Annotated in this window: 19 protein-coding genes; 16 read left to right on the top strand and 3 right to left on the bottom strand. The window is 59.6% G+C overall.

The genetic code is table 11. From position 1 onward, the window contains the following. Positions 1 to 119: 119 nt before the first annotated feature. Complete coding sequence (gene punC / locus BLT77_RS04705) at positions 120 to 1,322, top strand: purine nucleoside transporter PunC (protein WP_245709871.1); 1,203 nt, start codon at positions 120 to 122, stop codon at positions 1,320 to 1,322. 367 nt (positions 1,323 to 1,689) lie between these two features. On the opposite strand, the gene BLT77_RS04700 is transcribed toward punC, so the two are convergent. The 3 genes from BLT77_RS04700 to BLT77_RS19975 form a co-directional block, all read right to left on the bottom strand. Beyond that, positions 1,690 to 2,250: a hypothetical protein gene (locus tag BLT77_RS04700; RefSeq protein WP_090362824.1), complete on the bottom strand. Its 561-nt coding sequence runs from the start codon at positions 2,248 to 2,250 to the stop codon at positions 1,690 to 1,692. Positions 2,251 to 2,623: 373 nt separating this feature from the next. Next, the gene (locus tag BLT77_RS04695) at positions 2,624 to 3,469 is read right to left on the bottom strand and encodes an alpha/beta hydrolase (RefSeq protein WP_176819182.1); all 846 of its coding nucleotides are present in this window, start codon (positions 3,467 to 3,469) and stop codon (positions 2,624 to 2,626) included. A gap of 143 nt (positions 3,470 to 3,612) precedes the next feature. Continuing rightward, positions 3,613 to 4,221 carry a 4'-phosphopantetheinyl transferase family protein gene (locus BLT77_RS19975; protein WP_143026561.1) on the bottom strand — a complete coding sequence of 203 codons (609 nt, stop codon included), beginning with the start codon at positions 4,219 to 4,221 and terminating at the stop codon, positions 3,613 to 3,615. Between the two features lie 81 nt (positions 4,222 to 4,302). On the opposite strand from BLT77_RS19975, the gene BLT77_RS04690 reads away from it, so the two are divergent. The 15 genes from BLT77_RS04690 to BLT77_RS04620 are packed head-to-tail and all read left to right on the top strand — an operon-like array spanning position 4,303 to position 17,961. Next, positions 4,303 to 5,010, top strand: a complete 708-nt coding sequence (locus BLT77_RS04690) for a beta-ketoacyl synthase chain length factor (protein WP_090362819.1) — start codon at positions 4,303 to 4,305, stop codon at positions 5,008 to 5,010. Continuing rightward, positions 5,007 to 5,774, top strand: coding sequence for a lysophospholipid acyltransferase family protein (locus BLT77_RS04685; protein WP_090362818.1), 768 nt, complete (start codon positions 5,007 to 5,009; stop codon positions 5,772 to 5,774). The genes BLT77_RS04690 and BLT77_RS04685 overlap by 4 nt, the downstream gene beginning before the upstream one ends. Then, positions 5,771 to 6,040, top strand: coding sequence for a phosphopantetheine-binding protein (locus BLT77_RS04680; RefSeq protein ID WP_090362817.1), 270 nt, complete (start codon positions 5,771 to 5,773; stop codon positions 6,038 to 6,040). The genes BLT77_RS04685 and BLT77_RS04680 overlap by 4 nt, the downstream gene beginning before the upstream one ends. Continuing rightward, entirely contained in the window at positions 6,040 to 6,288 is a 249-nt protein-coding gene (locus tag BLT77_RS04675) for an acyl carrier protein (RefSeq protein ID WP_090362815.1), read from the top strand. Before BLT77_RS04680 ends, BLT77_RS04675 begins: the two co-directional genes overlap by 1 nt. Continuing rightward, entirely contained in the window at positions 6,288 to 6,827 is a 540-nt protein-coding gene (locus tag BLT77_RS04670) for a COG4648 family protein (RefSeq protein ID WP_090362813.1), read from the top strand. Before BLT77_RS04675 ends, BLT77_RS04670 begins: the two co-directional genes overlap by 1 nt. Further along, on the top strand, positions 6,824 to 8,134 hold the full coding sequence (locus tag BLT77_RS04665) for an AMP-binding protein (protein WP_090362811.1): 1,311 nt from the start codon (positions 6,824 to 6,826) through the stop codon (positions 8,132 to 8,134). Before BLT77_RS04670 ends, BLT77_RS04665 begins: the two co-directional genes overlap by 4 nt. Beyond that, positions 8,118 to 8,474: an ApeI family dehydratase gene (locus BLT77_RS04660; RefSeq protein ID WP_090362809.1), complete on the top strand. Its 357-nt coding sequence runs from the start codon at positions 8,118 to 8,120 to the stop codon at positions 8,472 to 8,474. The genes BLT77_RS04665 and BLT77_RS04660 overlap by 17 nt, the downstream gene beginning before the upstream one ends. Next, positions 8,471 to 10,150 (top strand): glycosyltransferase family 2 protein, encoded by a 1,680-nt coding sequence (locus tag BLT77_RS04655; RefSeq protein WP_090362806.1) that lies wholly within the window; start codon positions 8,471 to 8,473, stop codon positions 10,148 to 10,150. The genes BLT77_RS04660 and BLT77_RS04655 overlap by 4 nt, the downstream gene beginning before the upstream one ends. A gap of 3 nt (positions 10,151 to 10,153) precedes the next feature. Further along, positions 10,154 to 11,716, top strand: coding sequence for an HAL/PAL/TAL family ammonia-lyase (locus tag BLT77_RS04650; RefSeq protein ID WP_090362804.1), 1,563 nt, complete (start codon positions 10,154 to 10,156; stop codon positions 11,714 to 11,716). Continuing rightward, on the top strand, positions 11,707 to 12,129 hold the full coding sequence (locus BLT77_RS04645) for an acyl-CoA thioesterase (protein WP_090362802.1): 423 nt from the start codon (positions 11,707 to 11,709) through the stop codon (positions 12,127 to 12,129). The genes BLT77_RS04650 and BLT77_RS04645 overlap by 10 nt, the downstream gene beginning before the upstream one ends. After that, positions 12,114 to 12,683, top strand: a complete 570-nt coding sequence (locus BLT77_RS04640) for an outer membrane lipoprotein carrier protein LolA (RefSeq protein ID WP_143026560.1) — start codon at positions 12,114 to 12,116, stop codon at positions 12,681 to 12,683. The genes BLT77_RS04645 and BLT77_RS04640 overlap by 16 nt, the downstream gene beginning before the upstream one ends. Beyond that, entirely contained in the window at positions 12,670 to 14,985 is a 2,316-nt protein-coding gene (locus BLT77_RS04635) for an MMPL family transporter (protein ID WP_143026559.1), read from the top strand. The genes BLT77_RS04640 and BLT77_RS04635 overlap by 14 nt, the downstream gene beginning before the upstream one ends. Beyond that, on the top strand, positions 14,982 to 16,211 hold the full coding sequence (locus BLT77_RS04630; protein ID WP_090362796.1) for an NAD(P)/FAD-dependent oxidoreductase: 1,230 nt from the start codon (positions 14,982 to 14,984) through the stop codon (positions 16,209 to 16,211). Before BLT77_RS04635 ends, BLT77_RS04630 begins: the two co-directional genes overlap by 4 nt. Further along, entirely contained in the window at positions 16,202 to 16,777 is a 576-nt protein-coding gene (locus BLT77_RS04625; protein ID WP_090362794.1) for a DUF3261 domain-containing protein, read from the top strand. Before BLT77_RS04630 ends, BLT77_RS04625 begins: the two co-directional genes overlap by 10 nt. Continuing rightward, positions 16,774 to 17,961, top strand: a complete 1,188-nt coding sequence (locus BLT77_RS04620) for a beta-ketoacyl-ACP synthase (protein WP_245709870.1) — start codon at positions 16,774 to 16,776, stop codon at positions 17,959 to 17,961. The genes BLT77_RS04625 and BLT77_RS04620 overlap by 4 nt, the downstream gene beginning before the upstream one ends. Positions 17,962 to 17,964 lie beyond the last annotated feature (3 nt).

The following is a 17,964-nucleotide window of genomic DNA, read 5'->3' as shown; positions in this document are numbered from 1 at the left end:
TAGAGGGTGATTATATCGTTTAATTTTCTTCATGACGATCTCTACAATCGCAGCCCTTGATATACATGGGGTAGGCGCCACTCCATTGATTAATTATTTTGATTGGAAATGTTATGAAGATGGCTCGATTGGAAATGGTGTATCTGGCTGCGTTGTCGATGCTGGGGTTTGTGGCCACGGACATGTACCTGCCCGCCTTTGAACGCATGCAGGACTACTTTGGTACCGGCGCCGAAGCGGTGGCGCTGAGCCTGTCGGTGTTTCTGGCGGGGTTGGCGCTGGGGCAGCTGTTGTGGGGCGTGATCTCCGACCGCTTTGGTCGTCGCAATGCTTTGTTGCTGGGACTGGGTCTGTTTGTGCTCTCCTCTCTGGCGGTACTGGTGGTGGACAGCATCTGGCAACTGTTGCTGCTGAGAGCGCTGCAGGCCCTGGGAGTGTCGGCGGCGGCGGTGATCTGGCAGGCGATGGTGATCGCAGAAAAAAGCGAGTCCGATGCCCGGCGATTGTTTGCCACCATTATGCCGCTGGTGGCACTGACCCCGGCGCTGGCGCCTCAGTTAGGGGTGGCACTGCTGCATGGCTTTGACTGGCAAGCGATCTTTGTTGCCCTGGCGGCCATGGGAGCGCTCTGTTTTGGGGTGACCCTGATGCGATCTGCGGATCGGCCGCTGCCGACCAACACCAGCATCGCCGCTGATTTTGGTTTGCTGCTGCGTCGTCCTAACTATCTGGGAAACGTGCTGATCTACAGTGCTGGCTCGGCGGCATTCTTTGCCTTTCTCACCGGCCTGCCCAAGGTGATGACCTCCTTAGGCTACGGCGCCGGTGACATTGCCGGGGTGTTCATTCCCCAGACTCTGGCCTTTATGGTTGGCGGCTATCTGGGCAAGCGGGCGGTGGAGAAATGCGGCGATGGTTGGGTATTGAAACAGTTGCTGCTGGTGTTTGGTCTGGCGTCGTTGATCCTGTTGGTGGTGTCTCAGCTGTCGATTCCGGTGATCTGGCCGCTTCTGGCGCCTTTCTGCCTGCTGGCGGCCGCCAACGGCGCCCTGTACCCCATTGTGGTCAACCGGGCACTGGGGTGTGCCAAAGAGTGCCCGGCCACGGCGGCAGGGTTGCAAAACAGCATTCAAATCAGCATCAGCTTTGCTGCCAGTGCGGCGGTAGCCCTGTTCGCCAGCCGGGCGCTGGAAGCGGTGGGCATCGCCATTGGCCTCAGCTGCATCGGGGTGATGCTGGGCTATGTGATCTCGGAACCCGGACAGCGTCGTCAGTGGGTGGCACCGGATCCGGCTCGCGTGGCGCTGGATGAGCCTGAATAGCCGTGTCCGGACGGCGTTAGTGTCAGCCCATAGAGCGGGCTGAGGAGCCGCCCTGGTTAGCCGCCGGGGCGGCTTACCTTGATGCCAGCGGGGCGAACAGCGGAACCTGCGCCAGACTCGCCTGTAAGAGCCGGATGAACGTCCACACTTGCGACGACATATGGTGACTTTGCGGATAGGTGGTGTAGCCAGGCAATCCATCGCCCTGACTGTATGGCAACAGAGGCACCCATGCGCCGCTTTCCAGTACCGGAGCGACCATCCAATGCGGCAGCGTCGTGACCTATCTAAAGTCTGATGGCCTGAAGATCATGGGCGTTCCCCAAGCCCTGACCGAGGGGCCGCCCAACGCCGGTGTTACCTGGGTTTACTTCCTGACGGCGGGCGCGCGACTGAGAGTGGCGTGGCACCTGGGACAATGATCCAGAAACAGCGGCACGCCGCCGGTGCTGCCGCCGGTTCCCGGAGGTAACTCCCCGCAGGCCGGACAGCGCGCCCAGCGATAGAGGCCGACAATCACGCTGCAGATGGAGCCGACGAGGGTGACCACCAGTGCCAATGTGGTCGCAGACACCTGGCCAGGCGGACTTTGGCACAGGCTGAGTAGCGTGTTGCTGCCTCGTCCTTGCAGTGCCAGCAGGGCGCAACTGAGGGCGAACAGAACCAGGGCGGGACAGACCCGGTAAACGACTCGTTTCATTTGATACTGGTAGACGCCGCTCCAGTCCTGGCCGCGGTGGTCTGGGGCAGCGTGCCGGTCGGCACGGCGATGGTGTAATAGCAGAGCCAAACCGACCACCACCGGCAGCAGCCAGGTCAGGGCGGCAATGCCGCTGCCGTAGCGTGGCTGAAGATAGAGAAACATCAGCAGCGAGGCCATCACACTCAGGGCGGTGAGAAAAACGGCCTTGCCTGGGTTGGGGCTCATGGTATCGCTTTCCTGTGGGAGTTTGATGAGGGGCTACTATTATTTGGCTTTTTTTAGCTCTCTTCAACGTCCTGAAGCAACAGAATGATTCATTGCTATGACTTTTTATGGTGGGTGCGGTGGCTTGCGCCATAAAGCGTAATAGGGAGTTCAGAGGTGGGCCTGTAACACAGGATGCAGCCATTACCGGACAAGCGGGTAATGATCGAAAGGCGTTGAAATAGCGCGGTCAATCCATCAAATTTTATCCATTACGGTGGAATTAAAGCGCGACTGATGGCCGCGTTTTTTATTCTTTACCCCGGATAGGATATTTAGGTTGAGCGATACTCATTAGGCTTAAGTTGCATATTTAGTATCAAATCCCGATAAACTATTTGCCCCTTGGGGCGGTAAATGAATTGCCCCCTATTGGTGCCGAATTATGAGGCTTGGCTCGCGGCGGGTGCTTTGACTCCGGATTCGATTCGAACCCCACCTGCGCCTCCCCGATATTTAGCTGAAAAAGTAATTGCTGTTGATGGTTGGGGTATTCGTCGGTAAAGCCTCTGGCGTGCTGGCAATTATCCAGTAACCACCACTGCTTGTTGGTATTCAGGGAGTCATACAGACCCGCGGCCCGTTGGTAGGGGATGAGGTGATCATCGCGGCAGTGGGAGATGATGACCGGCAACTGCTTGAGCTGGCTGGCGGTATGGATCGGTGAGGCGCGGTCATCAACAAACCAGGGAATTAGGTGGCGCCACAGCCGCCCGCCCGGGTAGTCGGCCACCACATCCCGGGCTAACAGCGAATAGAGATCAAATGAGCTGTCCACCAGAAGCTGGTTGAAATGGGCTTCCAGCCCGGTTAAGGCCAGCCCTTCCAGGGCGATGGCACTGCCCATCGAGGTGGCAATAATGGTGGTGTTTTTGTGGCGGGTGATTGGGTTGCGGCTGACAAAGCGCAACACGGTGGCGGCATCCTGAGCCAGAGCGTCAGAAGTGGCCCGGCCGGTGGAGTGGCCATAGCCGGAGTAGTCGAACATCAGCACATCGAACCCGTGTTCCAGCAGCCACAGGACCTTTTCTCCGGTCTCGCTGAGGTTGCCGGCGTTGCCATGAAAGTGGACCACCAGCCGATCACTGCGGCTGGAAGCGAAGTGGTACTGAAGGTGAAGCGTATTGCCGGAGCGCGAGGGCAGCCAGTGATCCTGGTAACGTGAATGCTGTGGCGCCACGAGTGGTTGTTCCTGGGGTCCGGGCGAGTAAAAATACAGGTTGTTGCAACCGCAGAGGAGGAGGGGCAAACAACAAAAAAACAACGTCGGCATAGGTCTGGCGTCCTCATTGAAATGGGATGCGTCCGAGCTGATTTGATTTTTTAGCTTGTTATCAAACTAGTACAGAGCGCCGGTGTCGACAAGTCCGTAGCGGTGATTAAGGCCGCGGACAGTCCGGGGGCGGGAGACCAACAGTGGCCGGTGGCATTGAGGAAGGAAAACGGCTGCGGCGACAACTCGGCGTCCGCAACCAGCTCGAGCAGGGAACGCGAACCCGTCAGTCCTGCTTTGTACGCCGCTTCGTACAGGCACCAACGATGGAAAAACTGGGATTCGGGCCAGTTTAGGTAGCGAGACAGCCGTGATTGGTGCCGGCGGCCATGGGTTTGAAGATCGATGCCCAAGGGGCCGTGACTGGCTACGACCAGGGCAACGTACCGATCGCTGTGACTGATGGACAGTTGCCAGGGGTGGTGATGGAAATGGGGTTTGCCATTGGGGTCTTTTGACCAGGTGTCGGGGAATTTTCCATCAATATTGAGTTGCTTATATAGATTTATCACCGCGGCTCGTTGAGCGTGTTTTAATTGCTTTCGATCTGGATTGCCGAAAAATTCTCCGATAATAATTCGTAGCTGCTGATCGTTATATGTAAATAGTGAATGAATCTGGGTAGGAGACGTCATTTCTGGCCCGGTTTGTTTACTCATTCTTGTGTGGATTGGCGAAAAACGATATTGTAGCCGTCGCATAAATCAGAATAACGACTTTAATCGTAATTACAACGAGATATGAAATACACTTTCCCTGTTCTGGGTTGGCAGGGGTGGACATCGTCAACCTCGAATCCAGCCAGCGAACTGCCCGTTTATCCCGATGCTGATGATGGCTCAACGCCGGCACTGCCTTTTGTGCCAGCGATGAAGCGTCGTCGCCTGACGCGGCTGGCCAAAATGGCGCTGCATGTGGCGGAGCCGTTGAACGGGGAGGGGCAACTGGCGACCGTGTTTGCATCTCAGCATGGTGAAGTCGGCCAAACCGTCGACATGCTCGATCGCCTGTTGGCGGGAGAGGCGGTATCGCCCACTCGTTTTAGCCAGTCGGTGCACAATTTCGCGTCCGGCAGTTATGGCATTCATTTTTCCAATACCCAGGCGTCCACCTCCATTGCCGCAGGCAGCGATACCCTGTTGATGGCCCTGATTGAAGGTCAGAGTCAACTGAGCGCCGATCAGGATGTGTTGGTGGTGTACATGGATGAGCCGGTACCGGCTCGATTTCTGACACCGGCAGAGCCGCAGCAACCGGCCATGGCGCTGGCTCTGCGGTTGTCACTGTCGGCCTCGACCCGGTTGCTGGCCCGGGCCTGCGAGGCTCCGGCCGATCACCCGCCGCTTACCTCGGTACCCTGGCAGGTGCTGAGGATGTTAAACAGTGCCGCCGGTGGCGTGGTGATGCAGCAGGAGCGACAGCGTTACCATTGGAGCGTGTCCCGGTGAGGCAGGCCCTCTATCATGGCTACCGGGTATTGGCCACCGGCCTGAGTTTTGCCGTCTTTGGTCTGGGCGGCCTCATCGCCGGCATCGGTGTGTTCCCGGTGTTGTCGCTGATGCCCGGTACCACCGCAGAGAAACAGCGGCGTGCCCAGCGCTGCGTCCACTGGTTGTTTCGATTTTTTGTGCGGTTTATGGAGTTGCTGTGGGTGACCCGGGTCGTCATAGAGCAGCCGCAACGGCTTCAGCAGGCCAAAGGGATGGTGATCATTGCCAATCACCCCTGCTTGCTGGATGTGGTGGTGTTGATCTCGGCGATTCCCCATACCAACTGCATTGTAAAGCAGTCGTTACTGCGAAACCCGTTTATGCGCTGGGTGATCAAAGCGGCGGGTTATATCGCCAATGATTGTCCGGATGACGTGGTAAGATTGAGCCGGCAGAAGTTGCAACAGGGCGACAATATTATTGTGTTTCCCGAAGGCACCAGAACCTCCCCTGGAGAGCCGATCAAGATGCAGCGAGGTGCGGCTCGAATTGTGTTGGGGAGCAGGGCACCGATATTGCCCATTACCCTGCGTTGCACCCCGACGACCCTGACCAAGGGCACTCCTTGGTATCGGGTTTCGCCATCGAGGTTTGTGATCAGCATGAACGTCGGTGAACCGATTGACTGTCCCGTGGATGAGGGGGCTCCCGAGTCGTTGCGGGTGAGACGACTGACCCGCGAGATGGAACAGAGATTTAATACGGAGTTAGAAAAAGAATGAACCCATTAATTACCGAGTTAAAGCAGCTGATCATTGACGCGCTGGAGCTGGAAGAGATTACGGTAGACGACATTGAAACCGGTGCCCCCCTGTTTATTGAAGGACTGGGTCTGGATTCCATCGATGCCCTGGAGTTAGGGGTGGCGATTAAGAAGCGCTATGGGGTAAAACTGGACCCCAATGCCGAAGATACCCGCTCTCACTTTGCCAGTGTTGATGCCCTGGCCCGTTTTATCAGCAGCCAAACTGAACAAGGGGAGAAGTGATGAGTCGTCGTCAAGAGTTGTTTGCCGAACTGTCGGCCATTCTGGTTGAAGAGTTCGAAATCGAGGCCGGTGACATCACCCCGGAGGCCAGTCTGTATGAAGATCTGGATCTGGACAGCATCGATGCGGTTGACTTGGTGATCAAGCTGCAGCAAACCACAGGGGTGAAGATACAGCCTGAGGAGTTCAAGGCTGTCCGCAGTGTCAATGACGTTCTGGATGCGCTGGAAAAATTGATTCCCGCCTGATGAAGGCCCTGCTTGCCATCGTGGTGACGCTGCTGTTGGTGGCGTACCCGGTATTAGTGTATGTGTCGGTCCAGCAGCAATTGGGGCCGACTTTTGCTTTTCTGATACTGGCATTATTGCTGGTCCGTGCCGCGATGGTTCCCCGGGCTGGCCGGGCGATCCCCCTAGTGGGCGCAGGCCTGGTTGGTTTGTACCTGCTTACCCGGGATGAGCGGGTGTTGCTGTGGTATCCAGTTTTGGTGAACGGACTTATGCTACTGGCCTTCGGTTGGTCGCTGCGGCGTTCCCCATCGATGATTGAGCAGTTTGCCCGCCTGCGGCATCCGAATCTGCCGGCGCAGGCGGTACCCTATTTACGCCGGGTAACAGTGGCCTGGTGCGTCTTTTTTGTGGTCAACGGCAGCATTGCAACGGCCACGGTGATCTACGGGGATATGGAGTGCTGGACACTATACAACGGCCTGATCTCTTACGGGCTGATGGGGTTGATGGTGGTCGCAGAACTACTGATACGGCCGAAATACCAGGAGGCGGCATGACCTTGTCCCTGGCGGCGCGGCTGTTTTCTGAAGACTCTGTGGTCTGTTGTGGTGCCGAGCGCGGTCAGATTTTGCTGAGCGACGTGCGTCAGCGGGTGGCGCAGTTGCAGGCCAGCCTCGGTCCAGAGCCACCGACATCGGTGCTGCTGTACAGCGATGACTCACAGACTTTCCTGGTACGCTTGCTGGCATTGTTGGGCCTGGGTATCGAGGTGATATTGCCCGCCAATGGCCAGGCGTCGACGCTGCAGCAGTTGGCACCTCATCACCAGCTGCAGATGGACGATGACTGGCAGATTGGTGAAACCGCTCACGGTGACGTAGTGTGGCGTGAAGGCGGGTGTCTGCGTCTGTTTACTTCCGGCAGCAGCGGCGAGGCCAAGGCGGTGGACAAGTCCCTGTCGCAGCTGGAAACCGAAATCAATGAGCTGGAGAAGCAGTTTGGCGAGTCGCTGCAACAGTCGACGGTGGTGGCCAGTGTCTCCCATCAGCACATCTATGGGTTGCTGTTCCGGTTGTTGTGGCCATTCTGTGCCGGGCGCTCCTTTGTTATTGAGACGCTGCTGTACCCGGAAACGCTGACCGCGGCGCTGGGGTGTCATGCCCCCGCGGTCCTGATCGCCAGTCCGTCACTACTGCAGCACTGGCAGTTGCAGGACGGCCCGGCGCCGGTCATGGCGTTCAGCTCGGGCGGACCGCTGCGCCGCGATGCGGCACTGGAGCGCTGCCGCCACTGGCAGCAAGGTGTGGTGGAGATCTATGGTAGCACCGAAACCGGGGGCATTGCTCATCGTCAGACCAGCGAACAGCAGCCCGATCCGCTGTGGCAGCCGTTTGACTGTGTTCGAGTCAAGAGCGAGCAGCAGCGGCTGTGGATCCGCTCCCCCTATCTTGATGGCGACCACTGGTACTGTACCGACGACCGGGTCACCATCGGCGTCGAGGGCATGCAGCTCCTCGGTCGTGCCGACCGCACGGTAAAAATCGCCGAAAAGCGGGTCTGCCTGGTGACCATGGAGAAGGAGCTGGAGCGACACCCCTGGGTGGCGCAGGTTGCCTTGGTGCTGTTGCCCACGTCACGGCCACAGATCGGTGCCGTGGTGCAGCTGAGCGCGGCCGGTGTGGCGGCCCGGACTGAGCTCGGCGGCCGGCAGTTGGCACTGCGCTGGAAAGAACACCTGCTCGGGCATTTTGAACGAGTGACTTTGCCCAGACGCTGGCGCTATCCCGAGCGCCTGCCATTTAACCATCAAGGTAAGCTGACGAGGGCGGCTTTGCTGGAGTTATTCCATGATGACCAACATTGATCCCGTGTGGCTGGAACAGAACTGTGTCGACGGTGTGAATCGATTCACACTGATGATTCCTGAAGACCTGGATTATTTTAACGGCCACTTCAACGGCGCCCCGGTGCTGCCCGGGGTGGTCCAGTTGCAATGGGCGATCACCCAGGCCCAGGCTTGCTACGGCATGCCTGAGAGCTGTGCCCGGCTCGAAGTGGTGAAGTTTCAGCAACTTCAGCGGCCTGGACAACAGCTGACCCTGGAGCTGGAGCAGCTCGATGAGAGTCGGGTGCGGTTTGCTTTCTTCTGTTCCGAAAAGCGTTACTCCAGCGGCCGGGTTGTGTTTGAGCCGGAGTCGGCATGAACGCGTGTTTGCTGATTCCTCACTACAACCATGGCCAGCAGTTGGCACCGGTGCTGGAGCGGCTTGCTGCGATGGCACTGCCCTGTGTGGTGGTGGATGATGGCTCCAGTGCCGAAGAGCTGGCGGCGGTGGAAACGCTGGCCGCCCATCACGCCTGGGTGACTCTGGTTCGGCGTCCGGCCAATGGCGGTAAGGGGGCGGCGGTGAAAACCGGCATCCTGTGGGCCCGCCGGCAGGGGTTCAGTCATGCGGTTCAGGTCGATGCCGATGGTCAGCATGATCTCGATGATCTGCCCCAGCTGTTGTCGTTGTCGAAACGGCAGCCCGATGCGGTGGTTACCGGCATTCCCCGTTACGATGAATCTGTCCCCCGACACCGCTACCTGGCCCGTTACCTGACCCATGTGTGGGTCTGGGTGGAAACTCTGAGCCTGGAGCTGAAAGACACCATGTGCGGTTTTCGGGTCTACCCGGTTGCTGCGGTGGCCAACGTCATCGAACAGCAGCGGGTGGGTGATCGTATGGATTTCGATCCGGAGATACTGGTGCGGCTGTTCTGGCAGGGGACGCCGATCATCCAGCAGCCAACCTCGGTGATCTACCCCGAACAGGGACGATCTCACTTTCGGGCCCTGGAAGACAACTGGCTGATCAGTTGCATGCACACTCGTCTGGTCTTTGGCATGCTGTGGCGTTTGCCCTCGCTGCTGTTCAGAAAGCGCCGTCGTAAGCACTGGAGCAAGGCGTCAGAGCGCGGTGCCATGTGGGGGCTGAAGACTCTGCTGTGGCTATACCGTCACGGTGGTCGCTGGCTTTGCCGGGCGGTGTTACCGTTTATCATCGGTTATTTCTTCCTGACTGGCCGAGAGGCCAGGCAGGCGTCCCAGGCCTACCTGACCCGGGTCAACGCCGCGCGCGAAAGCCAGGGCTTGCCGAGTATTGGCAATGGCGGTTGGACCAGCTACCGCCATTTCCTGAATTTTGGCCAGGCCGCCCTGACCAAACTGGACGCCTGGAGTGGCAAGCTGAACGTAGGCCCTGCCCAGTTTCCTAACCGGCAGTTGATGATCGATCTGTTTGAACGGGGTCAGGGAGCGATGATCCTGACCGCGCATTTTGGCAATATAGAGATTTTCAGGGCCGCCGCTGAATCAGAGTTTCGTAAGCGCATCAATGTGCTGGCTCTGACTCGCCATGCGGCCAAGTTCAATGCCATTCTGGCCGAACTGAATCCCCGCTCTCAGGTGGAGCTGCTGCAGGTGGATGAGTTGGGGCCGGAAACCGCCATCCTGTTGCAGGAGCGGGTGGCTGCCGGCGAACTGGTGATCATCGCCGGTGACCGCACCTCGGCCACCAATTTCGGCCGAGTGCACTACGCCGATTTTCTTGGTCAACCGGCGGCCTTTTCCATCGGCCCCTACGTGCTGGCGTCGGTGCTCGATTGCCCGCTGTATCTGATGTTGGGGTTGCCCGGTGATCCGACGCCACAACTGCACTTTGAGAAACTGGCGGATCCCCTTTGCGGGCCGCGCAAAACCCGCAACCAGCGTATTGGCGAGTGTGTCGACCACTATGCCCGCAAGCTGGAGCAGCAGGTGATACGGAACCCATTGCACTGGTTCAATTTTTATGATTTTTGGCTGCGTGATGATGGCCAGCTAGTAGATAAGGAATAACAGATGGAATCGCAGTTAAGCCAACTGTCCCAGTCCGCCCTCATTGAGTTTGGCCCGGCCCCGTTGACCATCAAGCAGGTGAATGCCATCGCCGCCGGAGCCCGGGTCAGCCTCAGTGACTGTCCCGAGGTACGGCAACGGTTGCAGCGTAGCGCCGATCTACTCGATACCCTGTTGCAGCAAGACGGCGAGATTTACGGGGTCACCACGGGCTATGGTGACTCCTGCACGGTCACCATCCCCGATGAACTGGTTCAGGAGTTGCCGCTGCATCTGACCCGTTTCCATGGCTGTGGCATGGGCCGCCATTTCGATGAGACTCAGGGCAGGGCGATCCTGGCGGCGCGTTTGGCCTCCCTGTGCATCGGCCGTTCCGGCGTCAGCATTGCACTGCTGGAGCGCATGGTTGAGATGCTCAATCACGGGGTGATTCCACGGATTCCCGAAGAGGGCTCGGTGGGGGCCAGTGGCGATCTGACCCCGCTGTCCTACATTGCCGCCGCCCTGGTCGGTGAGCGGGAGGTCTACTATCAAGGCCAGATTCGAGAGACTCAGGATGTCTACGCCGAGCTTGGTTGGCAGCCGCTGGTACTCAGGCCTAAAGAGGGACTGGCGCTGATGAACGGCACCGCGGTGATGACGGCGGTGGCCTGCGAAGCCTATTCCCGCGCCGACTATCTGGCCCGGCTCTGTGCCCGGCTGACCGCTCTGTGCTCGCTGGCGCTGAAAGGCAACCCGTACCACTTCGATCCTGTGCTGTTTGAAGCCAAACCGCACCCTGGCCAGGCCCAGATTGCCGATTGGATCTATCAGGACCTCGGTGGCAACGACGGCAATCCCAATCCGCCGCGCCTGCAGGATCGTTACTCGCTGCGCTGCGCTCCCCATGTTATCGGGGTACTGGCCGATGCCCTGCCGTTTTTACGCCAGACCATCGAGACCGAGCTCAACAGCGCCAACGACAACCCCATTATCGATGGCGACGCCGGTCGTATCCTCCATGGTGGCCACTTCTATGGCGGTCACATCGCTTTCGCCATGGACAGCCTGAAAAATGCCGTGGCTAACCTGGCGGATCTGATGGACCGGCAGTTGGCGCACCTGGTGGATACCAAATTTAACAATGGTCTGCCGCGGAATCTGTCGGCCTCGACTGGAGAGCGGGCGCCAATCAATCATGGCTTCAAGGCGGTTCAGATTGGTGCCTCGGCCTGGACGGCGGAAGCGTTGAAGCAGACCATGCCAGCCTCGGTATTCAGCCGCTCCACCGAGTGCCACAATCAGGACAAAGTCAGCATGGGCACCATTTCCGCCCGCGACGCCCTGCGGGTTCTGACCCTGACCGAACAGGTGGCGTCGGCGCTGTTGCTGGCGTCCTATCAGGCCCTGACGCTGAGACAACGTCAGGAAGGTGGCCTGGCCCTGACTGCCGGCATTGCCGGGTTGACCGACCAGGTGGCGTCGGAGTTTGATCTGGTGATCGAAGACCGGCCGCTGGAGCAGTCGCTGCGCCATACGCTGATGGGCATCCAGCAAGGGCGCTGGGAGGTGCCGCAATGGCAGTGATTGTGTCTGCCAGTGTCGAGGTGAAAGTGCCGTTTCACGATTGCGACCCCATGGGCATTACCTGGCACGGTAACTACCTGCGCTATTTTGAGCTGGCCCGTTGCGCGCTGCTGGACAAACTGGATTACAACTATCGGCAGATGGAAGCGTCGGGCTACCGCTGGCCCATCATTGACGTCAAGATTCGCTACCCTCAGCCGACCGAATTCGAACAGCAGTTGCGCGTTTATGCCGAGCTGATCGAGTGGGAGCAGCGGTTGCGGATCCGTTACCGGGTCTGTGATGCCGACAGCGGCCGTCGACTGGTTAAGGGCGAGACGGTCCAGGTGGCGGTTAACGGCGCTACCGGCGAGATGTGTCTAGCGTCGCCGCAAATACTGAAGCAGAGGTTGTTGCCATGGCTCGATGCCTAGTTTTGCTGCTCATCGGGCTGGCGTTTTCCTGCCAGGCTCTGGAACTGACGGCTCTGGCGCAGGCGCTGGGACAGCCGCAACCTGTGCGCGGCAGTTTCAGCCAAAGTAAAACCCTGCCGTTTTTGAGTGCGCCGATGGTCAGTGAAGGGGCGTACCTGATCGCTCCAGAGCATGGGGTGGTGTGGAAGCAACGCACCCCCTGGCCACAGACCATGGTGATCAGCCGCGGCGAGCTGGTGTTGGACGGCGAGCGTCTGCAGCAGCCGGGAATGGCGTCGATGTTGCCGGTGATCACCGCACTGATGCGAGGCGATATCGATGCCCTGGCCAGTCATTTTGAGATGCAGGCCTACGGCGAACTGGACGCATGGCAGTTGCAGCTGACCCCAACGGACAGCCTGTTGTCCGGTTTGTTTCGACAGATCGAGCTGACCGGTGAGCATCAGGCCATCGGCACGTTAACCCTGACCGATTCCGCAGGCCAACCGACGGTGATTCGCTTCAGTGATCGCCAGGATGGCCCCTTACTGGAGAGCGAGCTTGCTCAATTCTGAATCGGTTCGCCGGTGGACACCGGTACACGGGTGGTGTAGCTGGCTGGCACTGTTGCTGCTGGTGTTGCTGGCAACGGCTTTCCGGCAGGGGTTTTCCTGGCCAGCCATGAGTACGGACATCACCACCCTGTTGCCCTCGGGTCAGGATGAAGCAGCATCGGAAGTGGTAAACCGGTTTGCCACCGCCGGAGGACAGACGTTCTTTCTACTGCTGGACGCTCCGGACAGTGGCATGGCAACGGCGATGGCGGACAGCCTCAGCCAACGATTGGGCCGCAGTGGCGCGGTGCTGCAATCGGCGTCCGATTCCGGGATGGCATCCTTGGGCCGGTTTCTGTATCCCTATCGATTCGGATTGCTGACGCCTGCGCAGCAGAGGGAGTTGCAACAGCAGCCGCCACAACAGTGGCTTAGCCGGCTGTATCTTGCCTTGTCAACACCGGGGGTGACTCCCGCCGCCGGGCTGATCGAAGGTGACCCTCTGTTGCTGTTTCCCGACTACCTGCAATCCCTGGCACAGGGGATAGAGGGGTGGCAGCCTGAGGAGCGTGGCCTGAGCCGCAGTTGGGAACAGCGGCAACTGCTGCTGACCCGCTGGCAACTGCAGGGGTCGGCGTTTGAGCCAGAGGCCCAGAAGCGGTTGTTGCAGGCCCTCAATGAGGAGAGTGAACGCTGGCCCGAAATCACAGTAACCCGGGCCGGAGTGGTGTTTCATGCCGCCGAAGCCACGGCTCAGGCCAAGCGGGAGATGACCTGGCTGGGTTCCGCGTCTTTGCTGCTGGTGGTGCTGTTTACCCTGGTGGTGTTCCGGCGACTGGCTCCTCTGGGCTGGTTGCTGCTGGTGATTGGCAGTGCCCTGGTGGTGGGGGCCTCGGCCTGTTTGCTGTTACTGGGACAACTGCATGCCATCACCCTGGTGTTTGGTACCACCCTGGTGGGGGTGGCGGTGGACTATACCTTGCACCTCAGTTGCCAACCGGGTAGCAGTGCCCGCCGGTCGGCGCGAACCCTGAGGTTGCCGATGTTGTTGGCGTTGCTGAGTTCCTGCCTGGCCTATCTGGTGATGATTGTCATGCCCTTTCCCGGCCTCAAGCAGATGGCGGTGTTTTCCATCGCCGGGCTGCTGTGGGCATTTTTGACCGTCCAGTGGATGCCGGTGATGGGGTTTGTCAAACCCACGGCTGATCCACGCTGCGTCGCCGTTGCCCGAGACTGGTCGCAACTGGGCGCCCGGCTGACCCGTTCCCCCTGGCTGTGGTTGGGGCTGACGCTGGTGATGGCTGTGGGCGTTTCGCAACTGCGTTTTGACGATGATGTGCGCCATTTCCAGCAGAGCTCAGCGTCGCTGATGCAGCAGCAACGCCACCTCAACCAGTTGCTGCCGTTGCCAGAGCAACACCGAATGTTGCTGCTGAACGCCGACAGCGAACAGCAGTTGCTGCAACTGGAAGAGTCGCTGCGTGGGCCGCTGCAGGCGCTGATTGCCGCACAGCAACTGCAGGGCGCGTCGTTGCTGACCGACACCCTTCCGTCGCTGGCTCAGCAGCAGACCAGCCGTCAGGTTTTGACCCTGGCTTACACCTCGCCACAGCTGAGCCAGGGGTTGCAGCAACTCGGTTTCGCCGCCAATTTCACCCAGGGTCTTGCGGGGCAATTGGCCGAGGCGCCGATGCTGACGCCGGCGCAATGGCTGGCCCAGCCTGGTGGGTCGCCGTTGAAATTGCAGTGGCTGGGAGCGGGGCCATCGGGGTGGCGCAGTGTGGTGCTACTGACCGGGGTACAGGATGTTGCGGCGCTGCAGGCGCTGTCGGCCATCGACGGGGTTCGCTATCTGGATCGGATCGAAGACCTGGGGCGGGTGATGGCCCATTATCGTTGGGCGTTAATGACGGTGACCCTGTTGATACTGGTCATGGCGGTGCTGCTGATCTCTCGTGTGCACCCCTGGAAACTGGCGCTGTTGGTGGTGTTGCCACCGGTGGCGGCGATGTTATTGGTGGCTGCCGTATGGGGACTGGCAGGCATTCCCATGACCCTGTTTCATATGTTGGGGCTGTTGCTGATGCTGGGCATTGCATTGGATCAAACCCTGTTTCTGGCGTCGACCCCAAGAACGGAGTGGGGGCATTGCAGCCTGGCCATTGCGCTCAGTGTGCTGTCCACCGTGGCCGCGTTTGGCATGCTGGGACTGTCGAGCACCCCGCCATTGGCTGCCTTTGGCCAGAGCCTGAGTATGGGGTTATTGACGGCAGCGGTGTTGGCACCGGTTGTCGAACGACACATAGGAAAGGAATCAAAATGACAGAACAAGAGAGCCGCACCGTGGTGATCATCGGAGCCGGTCCGTCCGGTGCGGTCGCCAGTGCCTTGTTGCAGCGCAACGGTCATGATGTGCTGGTGCTGGAGCGGGCCCACTTTCCCCGTTTCTCTATCGGAGAAAGCCTGTTACCCCAGTGCATGGAGTACCTGCAGCTGGCCGGTCTGGCCGGGGCGGTGGAGCAGGCCGGGTTTCAGTTTAAGAACGGTGCCGCATTTAGCCGTGGCCAGCGTTATGCGGAGTTTGACTTCACCGACAAGTTTTCTCCGGGCCCTGGTACCACCTTTCAGGTACAGCGGGGCAAGTTTGATCAACTGCTGGCGGATGGAGCCGCCGCCCAGGGGGTGGAGATTCGCTATGGTCATTCACTGACATCGGTGCAGATGCAGGAGCAGGGGGCCGTGCTGGAGGTGGAGACCGACCAGGGGTGTCATTACCGGATAGACTGCCAGTTTGTGTTGGACGCATCCGGGTTTGCCCGGGTGTTGCCCAGGCTGTTGGCACTGGAGTCGCCGTCCGATTTCCCCAATCGCAAGGCGCTGTTTACCCATATCGAAGACCGGGCCCAGGGTCGCTTCGATCGCAACAAAATTTTGATTACTGTCCACCCCGACCATGAAGATGTGTGGTTCTGGTTGATCCCCTTTTCCGATGGCCGGGCGTCTTTAGGGGTGGTGGCATCGGCAGAGTATTTTGACGATCGGGTAGACCAGGACCCCACCGAGACACTGAAGCGCTGGGTCGCCGATACGCCCAGTCTGGCGGCGGTGTTGGCGGATGCGCGTTTTGATCAGCCGGTGACTCAGTTGCAGGGCTATTCCGCCAACGTCAGTCGCCTGGCCGGGCCGCGCTTTGCCCTGCTGGGCAACGCCGGCGAATTCCTCGATCCGGTGTTTTCCTCCGGCGTGACCATTGCGATGAAATCGGCGGTGCTGGCCGCCGAGGTCTTGCACCGGCAACTTCAGGGGCACGCGGTGGACTGGCAACAGGAGTACAGCCGCCCGCTTCAGGAGGGGGTGGACACCTTTAAAACCTACGTCAAGGCCTGGTACGACGGCCGCTTTCAGAGCGTGGTGTTCCATGAAAACGCCAACCCTAAGATTCGGCAGATGGTGTGCTCCATCCTGGCCGGCTACGCCTGGGACAGAGATAACCCCTTTGTGAAGGACAGCGGCCGGCGGTTGGCGGCCCTGGTAGAGGTATGCCAGTGATGCGGTGGTTGAGTCTGGTGTTGCTGTTGGCGTTATCCGGGTGTGCGATGCGATTACCGGGCGGCGAGTGTGCCCGCTTGAGTCCGTCGGTGTCTTACTGCTTGTTGCCGGCGGCAACCGACATCGCACCGACGCGCGTTGTGCAGCGAGTGCAGTTGGCGTTTGACGATCCGGCGCTGCCGGCATTGGCGTTGCAGGGCGTGGATGAGCGTCTGCCTGGCCGGCGAGTGCTGGCTGCCACCGGTGGTCTGGGGCAGATCAGTCTGGTGATTCAGTGGAGTGACAACCAGCTTGAGTCCGAGGTTCACGGGCTGCCCGGAGGGTTAGACCCCGCCTGGTTGCTGGCGATGGTGCAGCTGTCGGAGCGGCCACTGGCCGAATTGGCATCGCGCCTGAATGGACCGGCTCAATTGACGTCGCAGTGCGACGGCCTGCATTGCCGCCAACTGAGCAGCGAAGGCGTGCCGCTTGTGACCATCACCGGGCCGGCGGATCAGCGCCGATTTGAACACCATCTGTACGGGGTTAGCATGACCCTTAGCACCCTGATCCAGGAGTCATTATGAAAGGCGTAAAGCTGGGGAAGCCGGGGGTGTTCAGCCCCTTGGGGACAACGCCGGAGCAGTTACTGCAGGGGATCATGGCCGCAGAGCCTGGTGCCATGAGGAGCAGCGAGGCGTTTCACCTCGAACGGGCTACCGTGGTGGGGCAGGCCAGGGAGTTGAGTCAGCCGTTATCAGAGTCATTGGCCCACTGGGATTGTCGTAACAACCGCATGCTGGCCTACTGCTGTGAACAGATTGACAGCCAGGTTCAGGATGCGATCAACCGTTATGGCCGTGACCGTCTGGCGGTGATTCTGGGCACCTCAACCTCAGGGATAGAAGCCTATGAACAGGCGCTGTGGGCCGATGACGGCCGGCCTCCCGAGGCGCGCAGCTACCACTATCGCAAACAGGAGATGGGTACCTGTGCCCTGTTTGTCGCCGAGCGGTTTGAATTGCCTGGTATCGCTTACACCATCTCGACAGCCTGCTCGTCGGCGGCCAAGGCGATGGCCGCCGCCGCCAGATTGCTGCAGCAGGGTAAGGTGGATGCGGTTATCTGTGGTGGCAGTGACAGCCTGTGCCGGCTGACTGTCAATGGTTTCGATGCCCTTGAGTCTTACTCAAAGGGGCAGGGGGCCCCCCTAACCCAGGGTCGTGATGGCATCAACATCGGTGAGGCATCGGTATTGTTTGTGATGACCCGTGAAGCCGGTGGCGTACGCCTGTGTGGCGCCGGCGAGAGCAGCGATGCCCATCATGTATCGGCGCCTCACCCTCAGGGGCGCGGCGCTGAAGCGGCGATGCGCGGGGCGCTGGCCATGGCCCAGATCGCCCCTGAAGCCATCAGCTACATCAACCTTCATGGCACCGGGACGCCGCTGAATGATGCCATGGAGTGTGATGCGGTGTACCGAATTTTCGGCGACCGGGTCCCGGTCAGTAGCACTAAGGGGATGACCGGTCATACCCTGGGGGCTGCCGGGGCACTGGAGGCGGCCATGTGCTGGGCGCTGCTCAGTGACGATAATTCTGAGTTCAAGCTGCCACCGCAACGACTGAACGGAGAGCGTGATACTAGCCTGTCCCCGGTGTTGCTGGCACAGGAATCTCATCGCCTTCCTCGTGTCGGTGCCTATCTGCTGAGTAACTCTTTTGCGTTTGGCGGCAGTAACATCGCTTTGATTTTTTCTTGTGAGAGGTAATTG

This window comes from Ferrimonas sediminum (genome assembly GCF_900100175.1).
Classification (GTDB): Bacteria; Pseudomonadota; Gammaproteobacteria; order Enterobacterales; family Shewanellaceae; genus Ferrimonas; species Ferrimonas sediminum.
This window is presented reverse-complemented; position numbering and strand designations above follow the sequence as displayed.